Annotated in this window: 16 protein-coding genes and 1 other RNA gene; 3 read left to right on the top strand and 14 right to left on the bottom strand. The window is 63.1% G+C overall.

Annotated elements, in window-relative coordinates; translation table 11 throughout:
- Positions 1 to 240: 240 nt before the first annotated feature.
- The 11 genes from F3J24_RS07800 to F3J24_RS07750 all read right to left on the bottom strand — a co-directional run bounded on the left by F3J24_RS07800 (position 241) and on the right by F3J24_RS07750 (position 12708).
- On the bottom strand, positions 241 to 1362 hold the full coding sequence (locus F3J24_RS07800; protein WP_167004386.1) for a GTP-binding protein: 1122 nt from the start codon (positions 1360 to 1362) through the stop codon (positions 241 to 243).
- A 211-nt stretch (positions 1363 to 1573) separates the two neighbouring features.
- Complete coding sequence (locus F3J24_RS07795; protein WP_167004383.1) at positions 1574 to 2620, bottom strand: tyrosine recombinase XerC; 1047 nt, start codon at positions 2618 to 2620, stop codon at positions 1574 to 1576.
- A 24-nt stretch (positions 2621 to 2644) separates the two neighbouring features.
- Positions 2645 to 3358, bottom strand: a complete 714-nt coding sequence (locus F3J24_RS07790; RefSeq protein ID WP_167004380.1) for a DUF484 family protein — start codon at positions 3356 to 3358, stop codon at positions 2645 to 2647.
- Positions 3355 to 4233: a diaminopimelate epimerase gene (dapF, locus tag F3J24_RS07785; protein ID WP_167004377.1), complete on the bottom strand. Its 879-nt coding sequence runs from the start codon at positions 4231 to 4233 to the stop codon at positions 3355 to 3357. The genes F3J24_RS07790 and dapF overlap by 4 nt, the downstream gene beginning before the upstream one ends.
- A 50-nt stretch (positions 4234 to 4283) precedes the next feature.
- Complete coding sequence (locus F3J24_RS07780) at positions 4284 to 4844, bottom strand: MarR family winged helix-turn-helix transcriptional regulator (RefSeq protein WP_167004374.1); 561 nt, start codon at positions 4842 to 4844, stop codon at positions 4284 to 4286.
- A gap of 95 nt (positions 4845 to 4939) precedes the next feature.
- A complete protein-coding gene (locus tag F3J24_RS07775) occupies positions 4940 to 6703 on the bottom strand; it encodes an acyl-CoA dehydrogenase family protein (protein ID WP_167004371.1) in 1764 nt (587 codons plus the stop codon).
- Between the two features lie 167 nt (positions 6704 to 6870).
- Positions 6871 to 7878, bottom strand: coding sequence for a Bug family tripartite tricarboxylate transporter substrate binding protein (locus F3J24_RS07770; RefSeq protein WP_167004368.1), 1008 nt, complete (start codon positions 7876 to 7878; stop codon positions 6871 to 6873).
- Positions 7879 to 7967: 89 nt separating this feature from the next.
- On the bottom strand, positions 7968 to 8975 hold the full coding sequence (locus F3J24_RS07765) for a Bug family tripartite tricarboxylate transporter substrate binding protein (RefSeq protein WP_167004365.1): 1008 nt from the start codon (positions 8973 to 8975) through the stop codon (positions 7968 to 7970).
- 179 nt (positions 8976 to 9154) lie between these two features.
- On the bottom strand, positions 9155 to 9922 hold the full coding sequence (locus tag F3J24_RS07760; protein WP_167004362.1) for an SDR family NAD(P)-dependent oxidoreductase: 768 nt from the start codon (positions 9920 to 9922) through the stop codon (positions 9155 to 9157).
- 60 nt (positions 9923 to 9982) lie between these two features.
- Positions 9983 to 11887: a feruloyl-CoA synthase gene (locus F3J24_RS07755; protein ID WP_167004360.1), complete on the bottom strand. Its 1905-nt coding sequence runs from the start codon at positions 11885 to 11887 to the stop codon at positions 9983 to 9985.
- Positions 11888 to 11925: 38 nt separating this feature from the next.
- On the bottom strand, positions 11926 to 12708 hold the full coding sequence (locus F3J24_RS07750; RefSeq protein ID WP_167004356.1) for a crotonase/enoyl-CoA hydratase family protein: 783 nt from the start codon (positions 12706 to 12708) through the stop codon (positions 11926 to 11928).
- Positions 12709 to 12866: 158 nt separating this feature from the next.
- Here F3J24_RS07750 and F3J24_RS07745 point away from each other — a divergent pair, with 158 nt between their 5' ends.
- Positions 12867 to 14561, top strand: coding sequence for an MBL fold metallo-hydrolase (locus tag F3J24_RS07745; protein WP_167004353.1), 1695 nt, complete (start codon positions 12867 to 12869; stop codon positions 14559 to 14561).
- 66 nt (positions 14562 to 14627) lie between these two features.
- Positions 14628 to 15395 carry a pseudouridine synthase gene (locus tag F3J24_RS07740; protein WP_167004350.1) on the top strand — a complete coding sequence of 256 codons (768 nt, stop codon included), beginning with the start codon at positions 14628 to 14630 and terminating at the stop codon, positions 15393 to 15395.
- Between the two features lie 57 nt (positions 15396 to 15452).
- Here the strand turns inward: F3J24_RS07740 and F3J24_RS07735 are convergent, their stop codons facing one another.
- Both F3J24_RS07735 and F3J24_RS07730 read right to left on the bottom strand, forming a co-directional pair.
- Positions 15453 to 16454, bottom strand: coding sequence for a tripartite tricarboxylate transporter substrate binding protein (locus tag F3J24_RS07735; protein ID WP_167005265.1), 1002 nt, complete (start codon positions 16452 to 16454; stop codon positions 15453 to 15455).
- A gap of 324 nt (positions 16455 to 16778) precedes the next feature.
- Positions 16779 to 17264 carry a DUF3237 domain-containing protein gene (locus F3J24_RS07730; protein ID WP_167004347.1) on the bottom strand — a complete coding sequence of 162 codons (486 nt, stop codon included), beginning with the start codon at positions 17262 to 17264 and terminating at the stop codon, positions 16779 to 16781.
- A 136-nt stretch (positions 17265 to 17400) separates the two neighbouring features.
- On the opposite strand from F3J24_RS07730, the gene F3J24_RS07725 reads away from it, so the two are divergent.
- Entirely contained in the window at positions 17401 to 18183 is a 783-nt protein-coding gene (locus F3J24_RS07725; RefSeq protein WP_167004344.1) for a LuxR family transcriptional regulator, read from the top strand.
- A gap of 41 nt (positions 18184 to 18224) precedes the next feature.
- On the opposite strand, the gene rnpB is transcribed toward F3J24_RS07725, so the two are convergent.
- Positions 18225 to 18585: RNase P RNA component class A (rnpB, locus tag F3J24_RS07720), an RNA gene on the bottom strand.
- Positions 18586 to 18593: the final 8 nt, after the last annotated feature.

Below are 18593 nucleotides of genomic sequence, written 5' to 3'. Positions count from 1 at the left end.
CAGTACAGAGCCCTTGCCGGGCCGGATTGCTCCAACACCCTCTTTAGGGGCGGCATTGTAGCCACGCAACTCCCCCCTGCCCGTCTCCGTTGCACATACCCCACAATTTGCAACAAAGCCTGCGCCTGTTTCGAGCAGTTTGCGAGAAATAACAGACAAAAAAAACGGCCTGCTTGGCAGGCCGTCAGTGATTGTCAGCAAACCGTTAGCTTTCGCCAAAACGGCAGGCAAACTCAGGGTTTACACCAGACATTGGTCCAGTCCCTGGCGGAGGATGTCCTGGGGCAGATCGATACCGATGAAGACCATTTTGCTTACACGCTTTTCGTCGGCTTCCCACTCCGGGCCCAGATCGCTGCCCATGAGCTGGTGCACGCCCTGGAAGATGACCTTGCGGCTGGTGCCCTTCATGTCAAGCACGCCCTTGTAGCGCAGCATCTTGGGGCCGTAGATATTGACGATGGCTCCCAGGAAGTCTTCCAGCTTGGCGGGGTCGAACGCGCGATCGGCGCGGTAGACGAAGCTCTTCACATCATCGTCGTGGTGATGGTGGTGCGGGTGATTGCAGTGCTCGCCATGTTCGTGGTCATGGTGGTCGTGCCCGCAATGCTCGTCATGCTGGTGTCCATGGTCGTGATCGTGCTCACATTGGCCATGGTCATGGTCGCAGGCGCTGTGGTCGTGATGAGCGTGCTCGTGATCGTCTTCCTTGAGAAAGTCGGGGTCGATGTCCAGCTTGGCGTTCAGGTTGAAGCCACGCAGGTCGAACACTTCGCTCAGGGGCACATCGCCAAAATGTACGGCGCGAATGGGCGCGCGCGGGTTCATGTGCTTGAGGCGATGGATCAGAGCCTCTTTTTCCGCTTCCGTCACCAGATCGGTCTTGGACAGGAACATCTGATCGGCAAAACCCACTTGGCGACGCGCTTCCTGGCGGTCGTCGAGCTGCTGGTTGGAATGCTTGGCATCGACCAGAGTGATGATGGAGTCGATCAGATAGGTCTCGGCGATCTCATCATCCATGAAGAAGGTCTGGGCCACAGGACCGGGATCGGCCAGGCCGGTGGTCTCGATCACGATGCGGTCGAAGTCGACCTGTCCCTTGCGGCGCTTGGCAGCCAGCAGCTGCAAGGCCTCGCGCAGATCTTCACGGATGGTGCAGCAGATGCAGCCGTTGCTCATCTGCAGAATCTGTTCTTTCGACTCGGTCCTGAGAATATCGGTGTCGATGTTCTCCTCGCCGAATTCGTTCTCGATCACGGCGATCTTCATGCCGTGGGATTCGTGCAGCACGCGCTTGAGCAGCGTGGTCTTGCCCGAGCCCAGAAAGCCCGTGAGGATGGTGACTGGAATGAGAGCCATGCGTTGAAACCTCTTGCTGCGGCCAGCCGCCACATGCGGCTGTCCAAAAAACACCTGGGCGACGCATCCCTATGCGCGCCCCGGTGATAACAGCTGGGGAGTGTAGCGGCGCTTTCAAGCGCGCACGGTCAGCAGGGGCTGCATATATTTCATTAAAAATACACCTCAAACGCTTACCCAGTAAGCGCTTAAAGCTATCAAAAATGAATTCTCAGTCCTCTTCCTTGTCCTCGGGCTTGCGTCGCCCTCCGGGCTTCTCGGCTGCGCTGCTGCGCTGGGCACGCGGGTGGGCTTTTTCATAGGCCTGGGCCAGGTGCTGAAAATCCAGGCGTGTGTAGATCTGGGTTGTGGCGATGCTGGCATGCCCGAGCAACTCCTGCACGGCACGCAGATCGCCACTGGACTGCAGCATATGACTGGCAAAGGAATGACGCAGCACATGCGGATGCACGCCCGAGGCCAGCCCCGCCCGCTGGCCGCGCTGCTTGAGCCGTGACCAGACCGAATGGCTGCCGAGCCGCTCGCCGCGGCGACCGATGAACAAGGCCGCCTCATCCTGCGCCTTGAACTGTGCCTCCCCGGTCAGCGCGCTGCTGCGCAGCGCCAGCCAGCGCTGCAAGGCCTCGATCGCCATGCGCCCCACGGGCACGATGCGGCGCTTGCTGCCCTTGCCCTGCACATGGGCATCACCCGCCTCCAGGTCGATCCAGCCTCTGCCTTGCTGCAGGCTTTGTTGGTCCGGCCGCAGATCCAGCCCCACCAGCTCGGCCACACGCAGGCCGCTGCTGTAGAGCAGCTCGGTCATGGCAACGTCGCGCGCCTCTATCCACGGGTCGGCATCGGAGTTCTGAAAGCTGGCCAGTTGCACGGCGTCGTCCACGGCCAGCGCCTTGGGCAGTGGCTTGGCAGCCTTGGGGCCACGCACTCCCTCAACTGGATTGAACGGCACCAGCTCCCGCTGGGCCGCCCAGCGGAAAAAGCTGCGCCAGCCCGAAAGAATCAGAGCAATGCCGCGTGCGCTGCGGCCGGCGCTGTGCATTTGCGCAGCAAAGCGGCGGATATGCGCCGGCTGCAGCGTCAAGAGTTCCTGGTCTGCCGCCTGCGCAAAGCTCTGCAGCTTGATCAGGTCCAGCGCATACAGCGTATGCGTGCGGTCGGCCAGACGCTTTTGCACCCGCACATGCTCCAGATAGCTGTGGACAACTTCCGGCAGCTGCGCGTACTGCTCCTCAAAAGAGAGCTGCTCGCGCTCTGGCATCAATGTCTGCAACCTTTTGCTGCGTCAGCCGTGCGCCAGCGTCAGCGTCGGAGCACGCATGCGCGAGAGCGAGGCACTGGCCAGCTCGGAGATGCGCGAGAGAAACTCCAGCCCCATGGTGGCGTCGAAGCGCAGCGGGTCGGGCGAGCCCAGCACCAGCATGCCGAAGGCATTGGAGGTGCTGTCCATGGCGCCATCATGTAGAGTCAGCAGCGCCACCGACTGCACCGCATTCGGATTGGGCAGCCAGGTCACAGGCTCGAAGCCCATATTGGGACCGCAGAACGGCATCGTCAGCGACGAGGCAAAGGCCTTGGCATCATCGCTCACTCCCATGGTGTAGACGGTGCCGCTGTGCGCACCCGCCACATTCCACAGACGCAGCGCTACCTGGGGCACATCGAAGGTGTGCTGCAGACTGGCAGTGAGCGCATGGGGCAGCTCGCGCAGGTCCTGCACCTTGACCAGGGCATGGGTCCATTGATGAATCTTGTTGGCGATGGAGGCGTTTTCGCTGCCATGGCGCACCATGTCCATGATGCGATGCTCCAGACCCTTGATCTTTTCGCGCAGCATCTCTGCCTGACGCTCCTGCAGGCTGACGGCACGCGGGCCGTGGCCGCTGATCAAGCGCACGCTCGTCAGCATTTCGGCGTTGCGCTCGAAGAAGTCGGGATTTTCCTGGAGATAGTCGGCAATCGACTCTTCAGTCATGGCGGTGTCGGTCAAGCTGTTCATAAGGTATCAGGTATGTCGATCTGGCCTTCAAAAACAAATTCGGCGGGGCCTGTCATGCGCACGCGATCCTGCGCTGCGCCGGCCCATTCAATGGTCAGCAGACCGCCTCGGGTATGCACATCCACGCGCTGGTCCAGCAGACCCCAGCCGATGCCTGCCACCACGGCGGCGCAGGCCCCTGTGCCGCAGGCCAGGGTCTCGCCGGCACCGCGTTCATAGACACGCAAATTGACTTCGCCGCGGTTGACGATCTCCATGAAGCCCGCGTTCACGCGCTGAGGAAAACGGGCATGGCTCTCAATCAACGGTCCGTGGACCTCTACCGCAGCGGCATTCACGTCGTCCACCAGTTGCACCGCGTGCGGGTTGCCCATGGAGACAGGCGCTATCCAGACTGTAGCTGGCTGCACAGGCGTATCAAGCGTCAGCGGCCATTTTTGCGCCGAACCCAGAGTTTCGGCCTGCAGCCCTTCAGTTAAGAAAGGCACTTTGGCCGGGTCCAGCTGAGGAGCACCCATATCGACCGTGACGCGGCCATTGCCATGGATTTCGGGAGCAATGACGCCTGAGAGCGTCTGCACGCGGATCACGCTCTTGTCGGTCAGGCCCTTGTCATGCACATAGCGCGCAAAGCAGCGCGCGCCGTTACCGCATTGCTCGACCTCACCCCCATCAGCGTTGTGGATGACATATTCAAAGTCCACGCCCTCCGAGGGCGCCGGGCGCACGGTCAGTATCTGGTCGGCTCCTACGCCAAAGTGACGGTTGGCCAGGTAGCGGTACTGGGCGGCACTCAGGCCCAGACGAGCCTGGGTCTCGTCGAGCACGACAAAGTCGTTGCCCGCGCCTTGCATCTTGGTAAAGCGAATCTGCATGATGCCGCACATTATCGCGCCGGGCGCAGGATCTGCGCCATGCCACGGGATCAGCGGTACAGCTTTTGCAACAACTCCATGAGCTGCGCCTGCTCGGTCGCACTCAGATGCGCGATGGAGCGGGCCTCGCTGCTCTTGAGTTCAGGCTCGGCGGTGTCCACCAGTTCGCCCCCTGCGGCGGTCAGATACAGCCCTGTTGCGCGCCCGTCACGCGGATGTGGACGCCGTTCCAGAAAACCGCGTTTGCCCAGCGCATCGATCATGCCCACCATATTGGGCGGCAGCACGGCCAGTTGCTGGCAGAGCTGGCGCGAGGTGATGCCCGGATTGCTGCCCACCAGAGACAGCACCGAGAACTCGACGATCTTGAGGTCAAAACGCTCCATGCAGCGCATGAAGACGCCCACTAGCGACAGCGAGGCACGCCTGGCGTTGTAGCCCAGCAGCGACTCCAGAAAGCTGGCATCGACCTGATCGACCGCAAAGACCTCGCCAGCGCTGCTGGACTCATTCTCCGGGCTCGAACCGGCCGCCTCGGCTTCTCTGGAGCGAGAACTACGCGCAGGGCGCACAGGCTTGGAGTCTGGTTCGGCGGTCTTGTGAGCGAGCATTGGGGATGTCAACTTCGAAGGCAAAAGAGCAATCCAGGAGCGCGATGAAAGACTGCAATTGTGCCGGTCTTGCCTGCATCTTGCAGCCATTTTGGTCAGTGAGCAGGGCTGAACAGCTGGTTGCCGTGTACGACGGAAGCCTGCGCCCACTGCGCCTTCATCAGACCCAGACGCCAGTCCATCTCGGGCAGGATGCGCTGCTGCACCTGCTTGCATGGACCTTGCCAGCGCTCGCCGTCGCTACCCTCGGTGGTCGCGATACGTGCCCAGGCCCAGCCCAGCAACACCACAGCCACACTGCGCAGATAGTCATCAGCCACGCGCCAGGCCAGGGTGTCATCTTCCTTGCAAGCCTGCGCTAGCACCGTGGTGAAGTAGCGCAGCTGGGCCAGGCACCGCAGCACCTCTGCATCCAGCGCCCGGCCTGCATCCAGGCTTTTGCGCAGGCCCAGCAGCCATTGCCCCATGGCCTGGCCGCCATCGGGCAAGACCTTGCGCACCAGCAGGTCGATGGCCTGAATCTCGTTGGTGCCCTCGTAGATCATGGCCACGCGCGAATCGCGCACGATCTGCTCTATGCCCCACTCGCGGATGTAGCCGTGACCGCCGAATACCTGCAGACAGGCGCTGGCTCCCTCGAAAGCCTGCTGGGTACAGGCGGACTTGAGTATGGGCGTGATCAGGCTGCACCACTGCTGGGCCTGCTCGCGCTCACGGGCACTTTCGGCATGTCTCGCCACATCGAGATAAATACCGGTCTGGTAGGCCAGCACGCGTCCGCCATCCACCCAGGCACGCTGCAGATCGAGCGTACGGCGAATGGCCGGGTGCTCGATGATCAAATCTGCTGCATCGCCAGCGCCACGCGAGGCAGGCACCGCCCCTGGAGCACGCATCTGGCGGCGCTCCAGTGCATAGGCATAGGCCTTCTGCCATGCCGCGTCCAGCAGGCCTATGCCCTGCAGTGCCACATGCAGACGCGCGGCATTCATCATGACGAACATGGCGTTCAGACCCGCGCCGGGCTGACCGATCAGCCACCCCTGAGCTGCCTCAAAGCGCATCACGCAGGTGGGGCTGCCATGCAGGCCCATCTTCTCCTCGATGCGCTCGCAGACCATGCCATTGCGCTCACCGCCAGGCAGCAGCTTGGGTACAAGAAACAGCGACAGCCCCTTGGGTCCTGACGGAGCTCCGGGCAGGCGCGCCAGCACCAGATGCACGATGTTCGCGCTCAGGTCATGCTCACCGCCAGAGATGAAAATCTTGCTGCCACTGATCTCGAAGCGCTCGCCCAGTTCCGACGCGCCAGCCGACACAGCCTGGGTGCGAACCTGTCCCAGATCGCTGCCCGCATGGGCCTCCGTCAGGCACATGGTTGCCAGCCATTCGCCGCTGGCCACCTTCGGCAGATAGGCACTCTTCAAGGCCTCACTGCCATGGTGCTTGAGGCACTCATAAGCGCCATGCAGCAAGCCCGGAGCCATGGTCCACCCATGGTTGGCGGCGCTCAGCCATTCATACAGCACACCTTCCAGCACCCAGGGCAGCCCCTGGCCGCCGTCCTCCTCGGCACAGGCCAGCGCAGGCCAACCCGCCTGCCAGAAGTCCTGATAGGCCTGGGCAAATCCAGGCGGCGTGGTGACCTTGCCCGCTGCAAACTGCACGCCGACCTCATCACCTTCGCGCGACAGCGGTGCCACCACCTCGCCCACCCATTTGCCGGCCTCCTCCAGTACCTGATGCATCAGCGCCTGATCCGTGGCGGCATGCGCCGGCAAGCGCTGCAACTGCTCATCGGCCTTGAGCACATCAAAAAGAAGAAACGCGTTATCGGGACTGGCAGGCAAATAGGACATACAAAACCGGCTGCCAAGCAGCAAATAAAAATCTCTAAAGGCTGCCCATTCATGCCGAAGCGCGGCTCAAGCCATGGATGCCAAGCAAGGGCCGCCCCGCAGTAAGGGCATCGTCCCCCTACCGCGCAGCGAGAGAGGGGGAAGCCGCAAAGCGGCTCAGGGGGTGATCAGGTATCAGCCGTAAAGCCGATCTGCTTGACCAGGGGGCCCCAGCGCTCGAACTCCGCCTGCTGCGAACGAGCCATCTCCTCGGGCGTGGAGCTGGTGGCAATCAGACCGACCACACCCACGCTTTCCTTGAGAGCCTCGCTCTTGAGCGCAGCCGTGATGGCCGTATGGGCGCGTGCACGCACATCGGCGGGCGTCTTGGCATTGGCATAGAAGCCAAACCACTCTTCAGCCGTCAGATCGGCAAACCCCTGCTCGGCAAACGTGGGCACATTGGGCAGATAGGGATTGCGCTGCGGCCCGCTGGTGGCCAGCACGCGCAGCTTGCCGGCCTTGTAGTAACTCAGGAAGTCGCCGCTGGGGCCCATCACGGCAGCAATCTGGCCACCGGCCAGATCGGACACGGCAGGCGCTGTGCCGCGATAGGGCACATGGCTGAGCTTGATGCCCGAACGCAGGCTGAGCAGGGAGCCGATCAGATGCGGCTGGGTGCCCGCACCGGGGCTGCCGAAGCTGGCCTTGTCGGGGTTGTTCTTGCACCAGGCCAGGAAGTCCTTGAGCGTCTTGACCTCGGCCGGCACGGCGGGGCCGACCGCCAGACCGTGGTGCATGATGGCACCGATGGAAATCGGCTCGAAATCCTTGGCCTGATAGGTCAGCTTGCTGTAGATATGCGGGTAGATGGAGAAGGCCGAGACCTGGGACAGCACGATGACCGAGCCATCGCCCACGGAGTTGCGCAGATTTTCCAGCGCGATGCGGCCACCGGCACCGGGCTTGTTTTCCACCACGCCCATGTTCTTGGAATAGCTGGTGCCCCCAATTTTTTCGGCCACGCGACGCGCTACTGAGTCTCCGGCGCTGCCTGCGGGAAAGCCGTACAGAATGCGCACCTGCTCCAGTGGCCCGCTGCCCTGGGCATAGGCGCTGCGGCTGGCGATGCCCCCGAATGCGGCCAGCGCTGCGCCAGCGCCCAGGCCTTTGACGAAATTGCGACGATCTTGCATGTTTGTCTCCTCTATTGTTCGATCACTATGCGCAGGCTTGAGCCTGTCTGAAAAATCTCGACTCGAATGCTATTCGATACTGGGGGCCATCAGGAGTCCCCCGTGAAACCGATCTGTTTGACCAGGGGGCCCCAGCGCTCGAACTCGGCCTGCTGCGAACGGGCCATTTCCTCGGGCGTGGAGCTGGTGGCAATCAGGCCCACCACGCCCAGGCTTTCCTTGAGCGCATCGCTCTTGAGCGCTGTCGTGATGGCCGCATGGGCGCGTGCACGCACATCGGCGGGCGTCTTGGCATTGGCATAGAAGCCAAACCACTCTTCAGCCGTCAGATCGGCAAACCCCTGCTCGGCAAACGTGGGTACATTGGGCAGATAGGGATTGCGCTGCGGCCCGCTGGTGGCCAGCACGCGCAGCTTGCCGGCCTTGTAATAGCTCAGATAGTCGCCGCAAGTGCCCATGATGGCTGCGATCTGGCCGCCCACGACGTCCGAGACGCCGGGAGCCATGCCACGATAAGGCGCATGGCTAAGCTTGACGCCCGAGCGCAGGCTGAGCAGAGCCCCCAGCAGATGCGGCTGACTGCCGGCACCGGGGCTGCCGAAGCTGGCCTTGTCGGGATTGTTCTTGCACCAGGCCAGAAAATCCTTGAGCGTCTTGACCTCGGCCGGCACGGCGGGGCCGACCGCCAGACCGTGGTGCATGATGGCTCCGATGGAGATCGGCTCGAAATCCTTGGCTTGATAGGTCAGCTTGCTGTAGATATGCGGGTAGATGGAGAAAGCCGAGACCTGGGACAGCGCAATCACCGAGCCATCGCTCACGGAGTTGCGCAGATTCTCCAGCGCGATGCGGCCACCGGCACCGGGCTTGTTTTCCACCACGCCCATATTTCTGGTGTAGCTGCTGCCGCCCATTTTTTCGGCCACACGGCGGGCCACCGAGTCACCAGCGCTGCCTGCGGGAAAACCGTACAGAATGCGCACCTGCTCCAGCGGGCCGCTGCCCTGGGCATAGGCGCTGCGGCTGGCGATGCCGCCGAATGCAGCCAGCGCTGCGCCAGCGCCCAGACCTTTGACGAAATTGCGACGACCTTGCATGACTTGTCTCCTGCTTGAAATACGGACTCTTCGGTCCTGTGGAATCAATACACGTCTCAATCTTTGGCACTGAGCTGGCTCTGGCACTCTCCAAGCCAGAGACATCGAGCAAGGGCAGCCCCGCAGCGATGGTGTCGTCCCCCTTGGGGGAAGGCGCAAAGTGCCTCAGGGGGTAACACTTACCGCGGAGCCATGCGCAGCGCACCATCCAGGCGAATCACCTCGCCATTGAGGTGATCGTTGTGCACGATATGCACGGCCAGATCGGCAAACTCCGAAGGCTTGCCCAGACGCGAAGGAAAGGGAATGGACGCCGCCAGCGACTGCTGCACGGGCTCGGGCAGCTCCTTCATCAACGGCGTGGCAAACAGGCCTGGCGCCACGGTACAGACGCGAATGCCGTGCTGGGCCAGATCACGCGCCATGGGCAGCGTCATGCCGACCAGTCCCCCCTTGGATGCGCTGTAGGCCTGCTGCCCCACCTGGCCGTCAAAGGCCGCCACCGAGGCGGTATAGAGAATCACGCCACGCGCGCCATCCTCCAGCGCCGCCAGCTTGGCGCAGCGTGCGGCAAACAGCCGCGTCATGTTGTAGCTGCCGATGAGGTTGACGCGAATCACGCGCTCAAAGTCTTCCAGTGGTGCGGGCTCGCCATCGCGGCCAATCACGCGCTTGGCCGTCCCGATGCCGGCCACATTCATGAGAATGCGCGCATCGCCACCCCATTGCTCGCGAACCGTATCCAGCGCAGCCGTGACGCTGGCCGCATCGCAGATATCGCACTCCAGCGCCAGACCGCCGATCTCGGCAGCCACTGTCTTGGCCTTGTCGATCTGACGATCCAGCACGGCAACCCTGGCCCCTGCGGCAGCCAGCGCACGCGCCGTGGCTTCACCCAGGCCCGAGGCTCCCCCGGTCACGATGGCAATCTGATCCTGAACTTGCATATCACTATCCTTTCAAAAGCTGCTTGCGCTTTCTGTTATCGGGCTCAAGCCGGTATGGGCTCAGAGATTCGGCTTCAGGATCAGGGCCAGCGTTTCGTCATACAGGCCGCTCACCACGTCGGCACGGTGCTGGAGCACGGCACGCTGGTTGATGGAGCCCTTGTCCGTGACTTCGCCCAGATCCAGCGATGGCGGCTTGGTTGCCGCCACTGCACGCGCAATGCGGGTGGCGCTGCCGGTGGCCGTCTGCGCCAGCTGGTTCAGAACCGTCTGCAGATGCTGCTGCACCGGCTCGCTATGCATGATCTGCTCCAGCGTCGCTCCCGCTTCCAGGCCGCTCAAGGCCGCACAGGCCGGGGTTCCGAAAACGATGGCACCGACCTCCTTGCGATCCAGGCCGGTCAGCACCACGTCCTGGATATAGGGCGCGCCTGCGTGAATGATCCTCGCGCGCAGCGGCCCCACGTTGACGAATGTGCCCGTGGCCAGCTTGAAGTCTTCGGCGATGCGGCCATCGAAGCGCAGACCCTGGTCTCTATCCTGCGGGTCGCGCCACTGCACGGCGTCGCCGGTGCGGAAGAATCCGTCCTCGTCAAACGCCTCTGCCGTGGCTTCGGGTGCACGCCAGTAGCCGGGCGTGACGTTCGGCCCGCGATAGCGGACCTCCAGCTTGCCGTCCACAGGCGCCAGCTTGAGCTCCAGACCCGGCACCGGTACGCCCAGGTCTCCGGAGCGCACGTCGGGACGGTTGATGAACAGGGCCGATGGCGAGGACTCGGTCATGCCCAGGCCCGTTCCCATCACGATGCGCTCGCCGCACTCGGCCTCCTGCGTGCGGTGCAGGCTATCCCAGACGGGCTGCGCCAGAGAGGCTCCGGCATAGAAGAACAGCTTGACGCGCTTGAGCAGGCTGCTGCGCAGCTGCGCATCGCTCTCCATGGCGCTGGCAATGCATTCAAAGCCCGTGGGTACATTGAAGTAAACGGTGGGAGAGAGCTCGCGCAGATTGCGCAGCGTCTCGGCAATGCCCGTCGCCGTCGGCTTGCCTTCGTCGATGTAGACCGTGCCGCCGTGGTAGAGCGCGAGACCGATATTCTTGTTGCCGCCAAAAGTGTGGTTCCAGGGCAGCCAGTCCACCAGCACGGGCGGGCCTTCGACCATATCGGGCATGGTCTGGGCAATCTGCTGCTGGTTGGCGCACCACATTCCGTGGGTGTTGATCACGGCCTTGGGCAGCTTGGTCGATCCCGAGGTGAACAGGAACTTGGTGATGGTGTCGGGCCCGGTGGCCTGCATGGCTGCATCCACGTCAGCTGTGGGCTCGGTCGCCAGCAGGTCGGCAAACAAGGTGCAGCTCTGGGCCTCTACGGCGGGCTTGCGGTACACCACCTCACAGCCCTCGGGCAGCACGGCGCGTACCGCCTTGCCATAGCGCGCCGCATCGGCAGCAAAGATCAGGCCGGGCGTGAGCGTATCGACCACATGGCGCAGCTTGGCGTAATCAGTGCTGACCAGGGAGTAGGCCGTGGACACAGAGCAATAGGGCACGCCCGCATACAGGCAGCCCATGGCCAGCATGGCATGGTCCAGGTCGTTTTCGCTGAGGATGATGACAGGGCGCTCTGCCGAGAGCTTTCTGTCCAGCAAGGACTGCGCAATGCTACGCGCCGTGGCCAGTGTCTGGGCATAGCTGATGCGTTGCCAGTCTCCTGTGCTGCCGTCTGCCAATCGCTGCCGCTGTGCGATGAAGGTCTGCTGCGGCGTGGTCCGCGCCCAGTGCACCAACCTGTCCGTCATGCGCGCTGCATGCCCTGCCAGTTCCTGGTCGGAGCGCACGTAGAAAGTGCCGTCGCCCTCTTCCCTGACCCGGATGCTGCGCACGCCGAACTCCAGTTCGCGGTAGCGAGGCCTGCCCCCCTCTGCCACCTGACCCAGGGCCTGCATGGCTGTGTCTGTCTCCTGCATTGTCTTTGTCTCCACAGCGTTGTTTTTTGAGCTTGCCTTCAGTCCTTGCTGACCTTGGCGGCCCGACCGGACAGAAATTCCTGCAAACGGAACTTGGCTTCTGGCGCGCTCTGTGCCACGGCAGCCATCAGAGCTTCGGTCATCAGCCCCTGATCGGCGGGCTGCTCGGCAATCCGGGGCAGCGCATGCATGAGCGCGTAATTGGTCATGGGAGCGTTTTCGGCAATGCGCAGCGCCAGCTCCACAGCCTTGTCCAGCGCATGTCCTTCAGGCACCAGATATTGCGACAGACCGATACGCTCGCCTTCTTCGGCCTTGTACACACGGCCCGTGAACATCATGTCTGCCATGCGCGCCGCACCGATCAGGCGCGGGATGCGCACAGAGCCGCCGCCGCCGACAAAAATGCCGCGCGAGCCTTCGGGCAAGGCATAGAAGGTGCTGCTGTCGGCCACACGGATATGACAGGCACTGGCCAGTTCCAGACCACCGCCCACCACGGCGCCATGCAGGGCAGCAACCACGGGCACCGCACCGAACTGCACCTGACGCAAGGCCTCATGCCACATGCGCGAATGCAGAACGCCCTGGGCCGCATCGCGCTCGCTGAGCTCGCTCAGATCCAGGCCGGCGCAGAAATGCGGGCCATCGCCATCCACCACGGCCGCTCGCACGCTGGTGGGCAGATTCATGAACACATCGCGCAGACCCAGCACCAGTCCATCGGACAAGGCGTTGCGCTTGGCAGCGCGCATCAGGCGAATGACGGCAACCTGTTCGGCTTCGCCACGGAACTCAACTGCAATTTCTTTATGAGTCATAACCATTCCTTTTGCATCATTATTGTTATTTCAAATAACTAAATGCAAGACATCCTCGGGCGTTTGCTCTCAGTGCTTTCCCCGATTCGGGTGCTGTAGTGCACAACTAGTCCGGGCGTGACAGGCACGAAGCCTGCGACTTCGCATAATGTGACCTCATGACATCAACCAGCCAGCCCCGTCCCAGCCAGCTCCTTCTGCCCCAGCGCGAACCGGTGCCCACGCGTGACGCCTCGACCTTGCTGTTGCTGCGCGACTGCGCCGACGGCAACGGTTTCGAAGTGCTGATGACGCGACGCGCCGATCAAGGTATTTTTGCCAATGCCTATGTGTTCCCCGGCGGAGGCCTCGAGGATCAGGACGCAGCCCCTGCCAATCATGCGTTGGCGCGGGTTCGTCCCTCCATGGCGGAGATTGCCGGCACCGGCCGCATCACGCAGGCATTGGCAGGCATTCGCGAGACGTTTGAGGAGCTGGGCATCCTGCTGGCCTATGACCAGGCCGGCCGGCCCGTGTCTGCGGCCGAAGTCGAGCAACTGGACCGCAAGGCATCGCTGTACGAGCAATGCCGCGCACGCGGCTGGAGCCTAGCCGTGGATCAGCTCTGGTATCTGGCCCACTGGACGGCGCCGCTGAACTTGCCAAAGCGCTTCAACGTGCCGTTTTTCGTGGCCCGCATGCCCGAGGGCCAGACGGCGGTAGCCGACGAGACCGAGCAGTTCGAACCCACCTGGATTCGCCCCCAGCAAGCCCTGCAGCGCTTCGAGGAAAAGGAATTGTTCATCCTCTTCCCCACCCAGCGCACCTTGCAGCGCCTGACGGGCTATGCCGACACGCAGGCCGTGCTCGATGCCCTGCAGAGCGAAAAGCCGCTGTGGCACGCCCACCCCCGTGCGGGCTATCTCAAGGGACAGGACACCAGACAGCTGGAAACCGATACGGCCTACGGCGAGCTGGAGATGGTCCACCCCGACGGCCAGGCCGCCCACCATCTCGACTGGCAGTTTGAAAAAGCCGTGCCGCTGCGCAAGAACCTGATGCGTCTGACGGCCCCCAACTCCGGCATGATGACCGGCCCAGGCACCAACAGCTACCTGGTCGGCGATGCGCATACCGGCTATATCGCCATCGACCCCGGACCGAACGATGCCGAACATCTGCAGCGACTGCACGATGCCGCCGGCGGCGATATCCGCTACATCGTCTGCACTCATTCCCACCCCGATCACTCGCCGGGTGCCGCGCCGCTGCAGGCCATGGTCCTGCTCTCCGGCCATGCCAGCCCTCCCATCATGGGCCTGCCGTCTGCGCCCACGGCACGTGCCAACAGCCGCTTCAGGCCCGAGGTGACGCTGCAGGACGGAGAGCGCATTACGCTTAGTGGACATGGGGCAGAAGGCGAAATCACGCATACGCTGCAAGCCATCTTCACGCCCGGCCACGCGGCCAACCACCTGTGCTTTCTGCTGGAGGAGGACGCACTGCTATTCAGTGGTGACCACATCCTCAATGGCAGCACCACCGTCATCAGCCCGCCGGACGGCAACATGATCGATTACCTCGATTCACTGGACCGGCTGCACTCCCTGTGTCTGGAGTACGACATTCGCTACATCCTGCCCGCCCACGGCTATGTGCTGGGCTTTGCGCAGCATCAGATCACACGTCTCAAGGCCCACCGCCTGGCGCGCGAGGCCAAGGTGCACCAGGCCATGCGCACCAAACCGGACGGCAGCATTCAGGACTGGGTGGCGATTGCCTATGCCGACACGCCGCAAGCGCTATGGCCCGTGGCCCAGCAATCGCTGCTGGCCCATGTGGAGCGCATCCAGAAGCTCTGCCTGGGCCGATAGCACGCCGCACGAGCCGTGCTAGACCTGTGGACAACTAGGACATGGCCGGAGCATTAAGCTCTCGCCATGTCTGAATCCCTGCCTGAACAAGAAAGCATCCGCCTGGCCAAGCGCCTGGCGGAGCAAGAACAATGCTCGCGTCGCGAGGCCGAGCTCCATATCGTCGCGGGCAATGTCCAGGTGGATGGCAAAGTGGTGCAAGTGCCCGAAACCCGTGTGCGCCCCGACCAGGTAGTGATCCTGCGCAAGGATGCCAAGCCTGAAGCCATTCCGCCCGTCACCATCCTCATGAACAAGCCCGCGGGCATGACCCAGGGCAAGGCCTATGGCCGCGTGCGCAGCGCGCATTCGCTGCTGAGCGAAGACACCAAGGCCAAGCTGGACACGCCCATGCCTCAGCTGGTGCTGGACCATCACTTCAGGAATCTGGAGTCGTTTCTGACGATTCCGCTGCCTGCCAGCGGTCTTATCGTCTACACCCAGGACAAGCGCGTGGCACGCAAGCTGGCCGAGGAAGGCATGTGGCTGGAGCAGGAAATCATCGTCGGCGTGGAGGGCCAGATCATTGAAGATGGCCTGGAGATCCTGTACGAAGGTCTGCCCATTCCCGGCGGCAACGGCCATCGCCGCATGCCCCCCTGCCATGTGAGCTGGCAAAGCGACAACCATCTGCGCTTCGCTCTCAAGGGCATTGCACCCGAAGAGATCGAGAAGATGTGCGCCGCCATCGGCCTGGCGGTGGTCAGCATGCGCCGGCTGCGCCTTGGCCGCGTCTCGCTGGCCAAAGTGCCCGAGGGACAGTGGCGCTATCTGATGCCCTGGGAAAGGTTCTGAGCGGATCGACCTTCGCGTGCCGCCAACCAGACTCGGCTGCGGCGCGCTTCGGTCCGCTCAATCCGCCTTGAAGCCCGTCGCTGCCACCGCCTTGCCCCATTTGACGGTATCGGCTGCAATGATGTCGGCAAACTGCTGCGCGCTGGTGCCCGTGACCCTGAAGCCGGCCTCCTGCAGCCGCGCCCTGCCGTCACTTGATTGCAGGACCTTGAGCAGATCGGCATTGAGCTTAATCACCACCTCCGCGGGAGTCCTGGCGGGTGCCACGATGCCGAACCAGGAGCTGAACTCCAGGTTGCCAAAGCCCTGCTCCTTCATGGTCGGCAGCTCGGGCAGTTGCTCCACACGCGCGCTGCCCGTGCTTCCCAGGGCCACCAACTTGCCGGCACGCACCTGCGGGATCGCCATGCCGGAAGAAGCGAACACGCCCTGCACATCGCCGCTGAAAATGCCGCTCAAGGCATCCGAAGTGCTCTTGTAGTGCACCACCTCGGGTTTGGACTGCACGGCATCGCCAAACATATAGGCCCCGAAATGCCCCGGCGTGCCCGCTCCGAAAGTGGCCATGAACAAACCGTTTTGCTGCCGGGTCCAGGCCACAAAGTCCCTGACGTTGCGCGCCTTGACCTTTTCGGGATTGACCAGCAGCACGAAGTCGGAACTCACCACCTGGCTGACGGGGGCAAAATCCTTGCGCGGCTGGTAGGCAAGCCGTTGATAGGTATTGGGCGCGATGCTGAGCTGTCCCGTCTCGGCCAGCATGATGGTGTAGCCGTCGGCCGGCGCGCGCGCCGCCTCGCTGGCTGCGATCAGGCCGGCGGCACCGGGCTTGTTGTCCACGACCACGCCCACGCCGCCCCATGCTTCAGAGAGCTTCTGAGCCAGCAGGCGGGCCACTACATCGGGTCCCGTGCCCGCCGGAAAGCCCACAATCATGCGCACCGTCTTGCTCGGATAAGCCGTCTGTGCCTGAGCGACGCCCAGGGCTGCACTGCCGCCGGCCAGCAGTGCCAGGGCCATCAGCCGACGTCGCCGGGCCCGTGCTAAGAACGTGTTCACGATTTCCTCGTGCCGCGACAGAGGCTTTGCGGGATGGGATGCAAGGCGCGATACCGCAGCAATAGCCGCGCTATTGCGAGGATTCGCAACGCCGCAGACCGCCCGCAAAGACACTGTCCCGCAGGGTTGGAGCGCAATCGGGCGATTTGCTGCGCGCTGACTCTTGCTTGCACCCCGGTGCAAGCGGCGAGCCATCGCTTCGAACTCATCCCGATTGCGCTCCAACGCGTCTGCGTAGAGATCGTGAACACGTTCTAAAGCGGGTCCGGGCAGGTTCTTGGCTTGCAGTACTTTCATGTCTTGTCTCCTTGTTGCGATGCTGTTTCACAGCACTTCGAAAAATCGCATGACGACCTGCTCCGGAAAGCGCGCTCCCGCCCCCACAAACAGGCGCTGCCCCAGCCAGGCAAAGCGCTTGGAGGCCGTTTCAAAGCGGGGCGCACAGCGAAAGTAGATCGCCGAGGGGTCGACCGTCTCGCCGCGGCGCAGACGCTGCATGAGCTCGGCCGGCCCGGTGCGCAAGGCATGGTTGCTCACATAGATCAGATCGCCGCCGTCGGTTTCGATGACATAGCGCGCGTCTAGCTCGGCCACTTCCTCGCTGACCAGCAGCTGGAAGTCGGCCCCGCCCGGCAGCACCCGAGCCGACCAGTCCTCTCCCTGCACCTGGCCGCCGACGATGGGAATCACACGCCGCAAGCCGCGTGTCGTTTCGCCCACCTCCTGCGCCGGCCCTACCTGCACGCGAAATTCGGCAAAGTGGCGCAGCCCTGGAGCGGCAATCTGGAAATCATGGTTTGGCGACAGCATTGCTCTCCTTGCGATGTCTAAGCACAGGGACATGAGCGTAAGCACTGTTGAAGAATTCGCTGTCCCCCAAGAAGATGACAGCCCACGCCAAGACACACCGATGAGAACCTGGACGCTACCTTCTACGACTGACGCCATGCCGGCCGGTGATATGGCCCAGGCCAGCGGCATGGCCCAGGCCAGCGCCTTGTTGGCCGGTCTGGTGGAGCATCTGGGACAGAGCTGTTTTGCCCAGGCCGCGCTGGAGCAGCTGAGCGCCATCGCGCCCACGGCCTCGCTGTCGGTGTATCGCATCGGCAGCTGCCGGCCGCGGCTGTTTCTCTCGGCCTCCCAGGGCGTTGCGGACACCACGCGCCAGTGCTGGAGCGCCTATCTCTCGGGACCCCAGCACGAAGACAGAAGCTGGGGCCAGGAATGGCCCGGACATGTGCGGACGCCAGGCGCCCGCAATCTGGTCCATGTGCAGGCCAACGAGGTCACGCCATTGCATCGCCAGTGCGTGTATGACGCGCATGGCGTGGCAGAGCGCATCTCGATTGCCGAGCCCGGTGCCGACGGCTCGGTGTTTGCCGTCAACCTCTATCGCCATGCGCACCAGAAACCCTTTGCAGACCGGCACCTGAGCGACTTCGCGGACCTGTCCAGCGCCCTGATGGCTCTGACGCACAAGCACCTGGCGCTGACGGCAGACATGGATGCCGGAGATGCGCGGTGGCCGGCTCGACTGCGGGAGCTGGCACCGGGTCTGACGGCGCGCGAGCTCGAGGTCTGCCTGCGCCTGCTGCGCGGCATGACCCAGGACGGCATTGCGGCCGATCTCGGATTGAGCGCAGCCACGATCAAGACCTATCGCAACCGCGCCTTTGCGCGGCTCGATATCCACCACCGCCATCAGCTGTTCGCGCTGATGGTGGAGTGAATGCTGTGGATTCGCCGGGCTGTGTCCGGCCGAGGAAGAAGGTGTGAAGTGCGCCGATAAGCCGGATTCTGTGCACAACGGTTGCCCGCCATGTGACCGCCATTAATCTTGGCCATCAGTCGCCTGATGGCTCGGTGCTACCTACCCGCACACTCCGGGGGCCCCGTCAACGTGTGCCTACTTGGTATTGCTGCGCGTAGAGATTGCCCGTTTCACCCTGGTTGGTCTGCCTTGCGGCACTCCTGCCAGACTCGTCTCTGTTGCTCTGATCCTCACCTCACGGTGGACAGCTGTTAGCTGCTACGCCGCCCTATGCAGTCCGGACGTTCCTCCAGTACGGTCTTTCGACCCAACGCAAGCGTTGGCCTTTCGGCTAGTACCAGCGGCGGTCTGGCGCACTTCACGGCGCG

Source organism: Comamonas sp. Tr-654, from assembly GCF_011752915.1.
Taxonomy (GTDB): Bacteria; Pseudomonadota; Gammaproteobacteria; order Burkholderiales; family Burkholderiaceae_C; genus Comamonas.
This window is presented reverse-complemented; position numbering and strand designations above follow the sequence as displayed.

Excerpts from the sequence above, each read along its gene's own strand:
- F3J24_RS07800 (WP_167004386.1), bottom strand. The coding sequence starts at position 1,362 with ATGGCTCTCATTCCAGTCACCATCCTCACGGGCTTTCTGGGCTCGGGC.
- F3J24_RS07795 (WP_167004383.1), bottom strand. The coding sequence starts at position 2,620 with ATGCCAGAGCGCGAGCAGCTCTCTTTTGAGGAGCAGTACGCGCAGCTG.
- F3J24_RS07790 (WP_167004380.1), bottom strand. The coding sequence starts at position 3,358 with ATGAACAGCTTGACCGACACCGCCATGACTGAAGAGTCGATTGCCGAC.
- dapF (WP_167004377.1), bottom strand. The coding sequence starts at position 4,233 with ATGCAGATTCGCTTTACCAAGATGCAAGGCGCGGGCAACGACTTTGTC.
- F3J24_RS07780 (WP_167004374.1), bottom strand. The coding sequence starts at position 4,844 with ATGCTCGCTCACAAGACCGCCGAACCAGACTCCAAGCCTGTGCGCCCT.
- F3J24_RS07775 (WP_167004371.1), bottom strand. The coding sequence starts at position 6,703 with ATGTCCTATTTGCCTGCCAGTCCCGATAACGCGTTTCTTCTTTTTGAT.
- F3J24_RS07770 (WP_167004368.1), bottom strand. The coding sequence starts at position 7,878 with ATGCAAGATCGTCGCAATTTCGTCAAAGGCCTGGGCGCTGGCGCAGCG.
- F3J24_RS07765 (WP_167004365.1), bottom strand. The coding sequence starts at position 8,975 with ATGCAAGGTCGTCGCAATTTCGTCAAAGGTCTGGGCGCTGGCGCAGCG.
- F3J24_RS07760 (WP_167004362.1), bottom strand. The coding sequence starts at position 9,922 with ATGCAAGTTCAGGATCAGATTGCCATCGTGACCGGGGGAGCCTCGGGC.
- F3J24_RS07755 (WP_167004360.1), bottom strand. The coding sequence starts at position 11,887 with ATGCAGGAGACAGACACAGCCATGCAGGCCCTGGGTCAGGTGGCAGAG.
- F3J24_RS07750 (WP_167004356.1), bottom strand. The coding sequence starts at position 12,708 with ATGACTCATAAAGAAATTGCAGTTGAGTTCCGTGGCGAAGCCGAACAG.
- F3J24_RS07745 (WP_167004353.1), top strand. The coding sequence starts at position 12,867 with ATGACATCAACCAGCCAGCCCCGTCCCAGCCAGCTCCTTCTGCCCCAG.
- F3J24_RS07740 (WP_167004350.1), top strand. The coding sequence starts at position 14,628 with ATGTCTGAATCCCTGCCTGAACAAGAAAGCATCCGCCTGGCCAAGCGC.
- F3J24_RS07730 (WP_167004347.1), bottom strand. The coding sequence starts at position 17,264 with ATGCTGTCGCCAAACCATGATTTCCAGATTGCCGCTCCAGGGCTGCGC.
- F3J24_RS07725 (WP_167004344.1), top strand. The coding sequence starts at position 17,401 with ATGCCGGCCGGTGATATGGCCCAGGCCAGCGGCATGGCCCAGGCCAGC.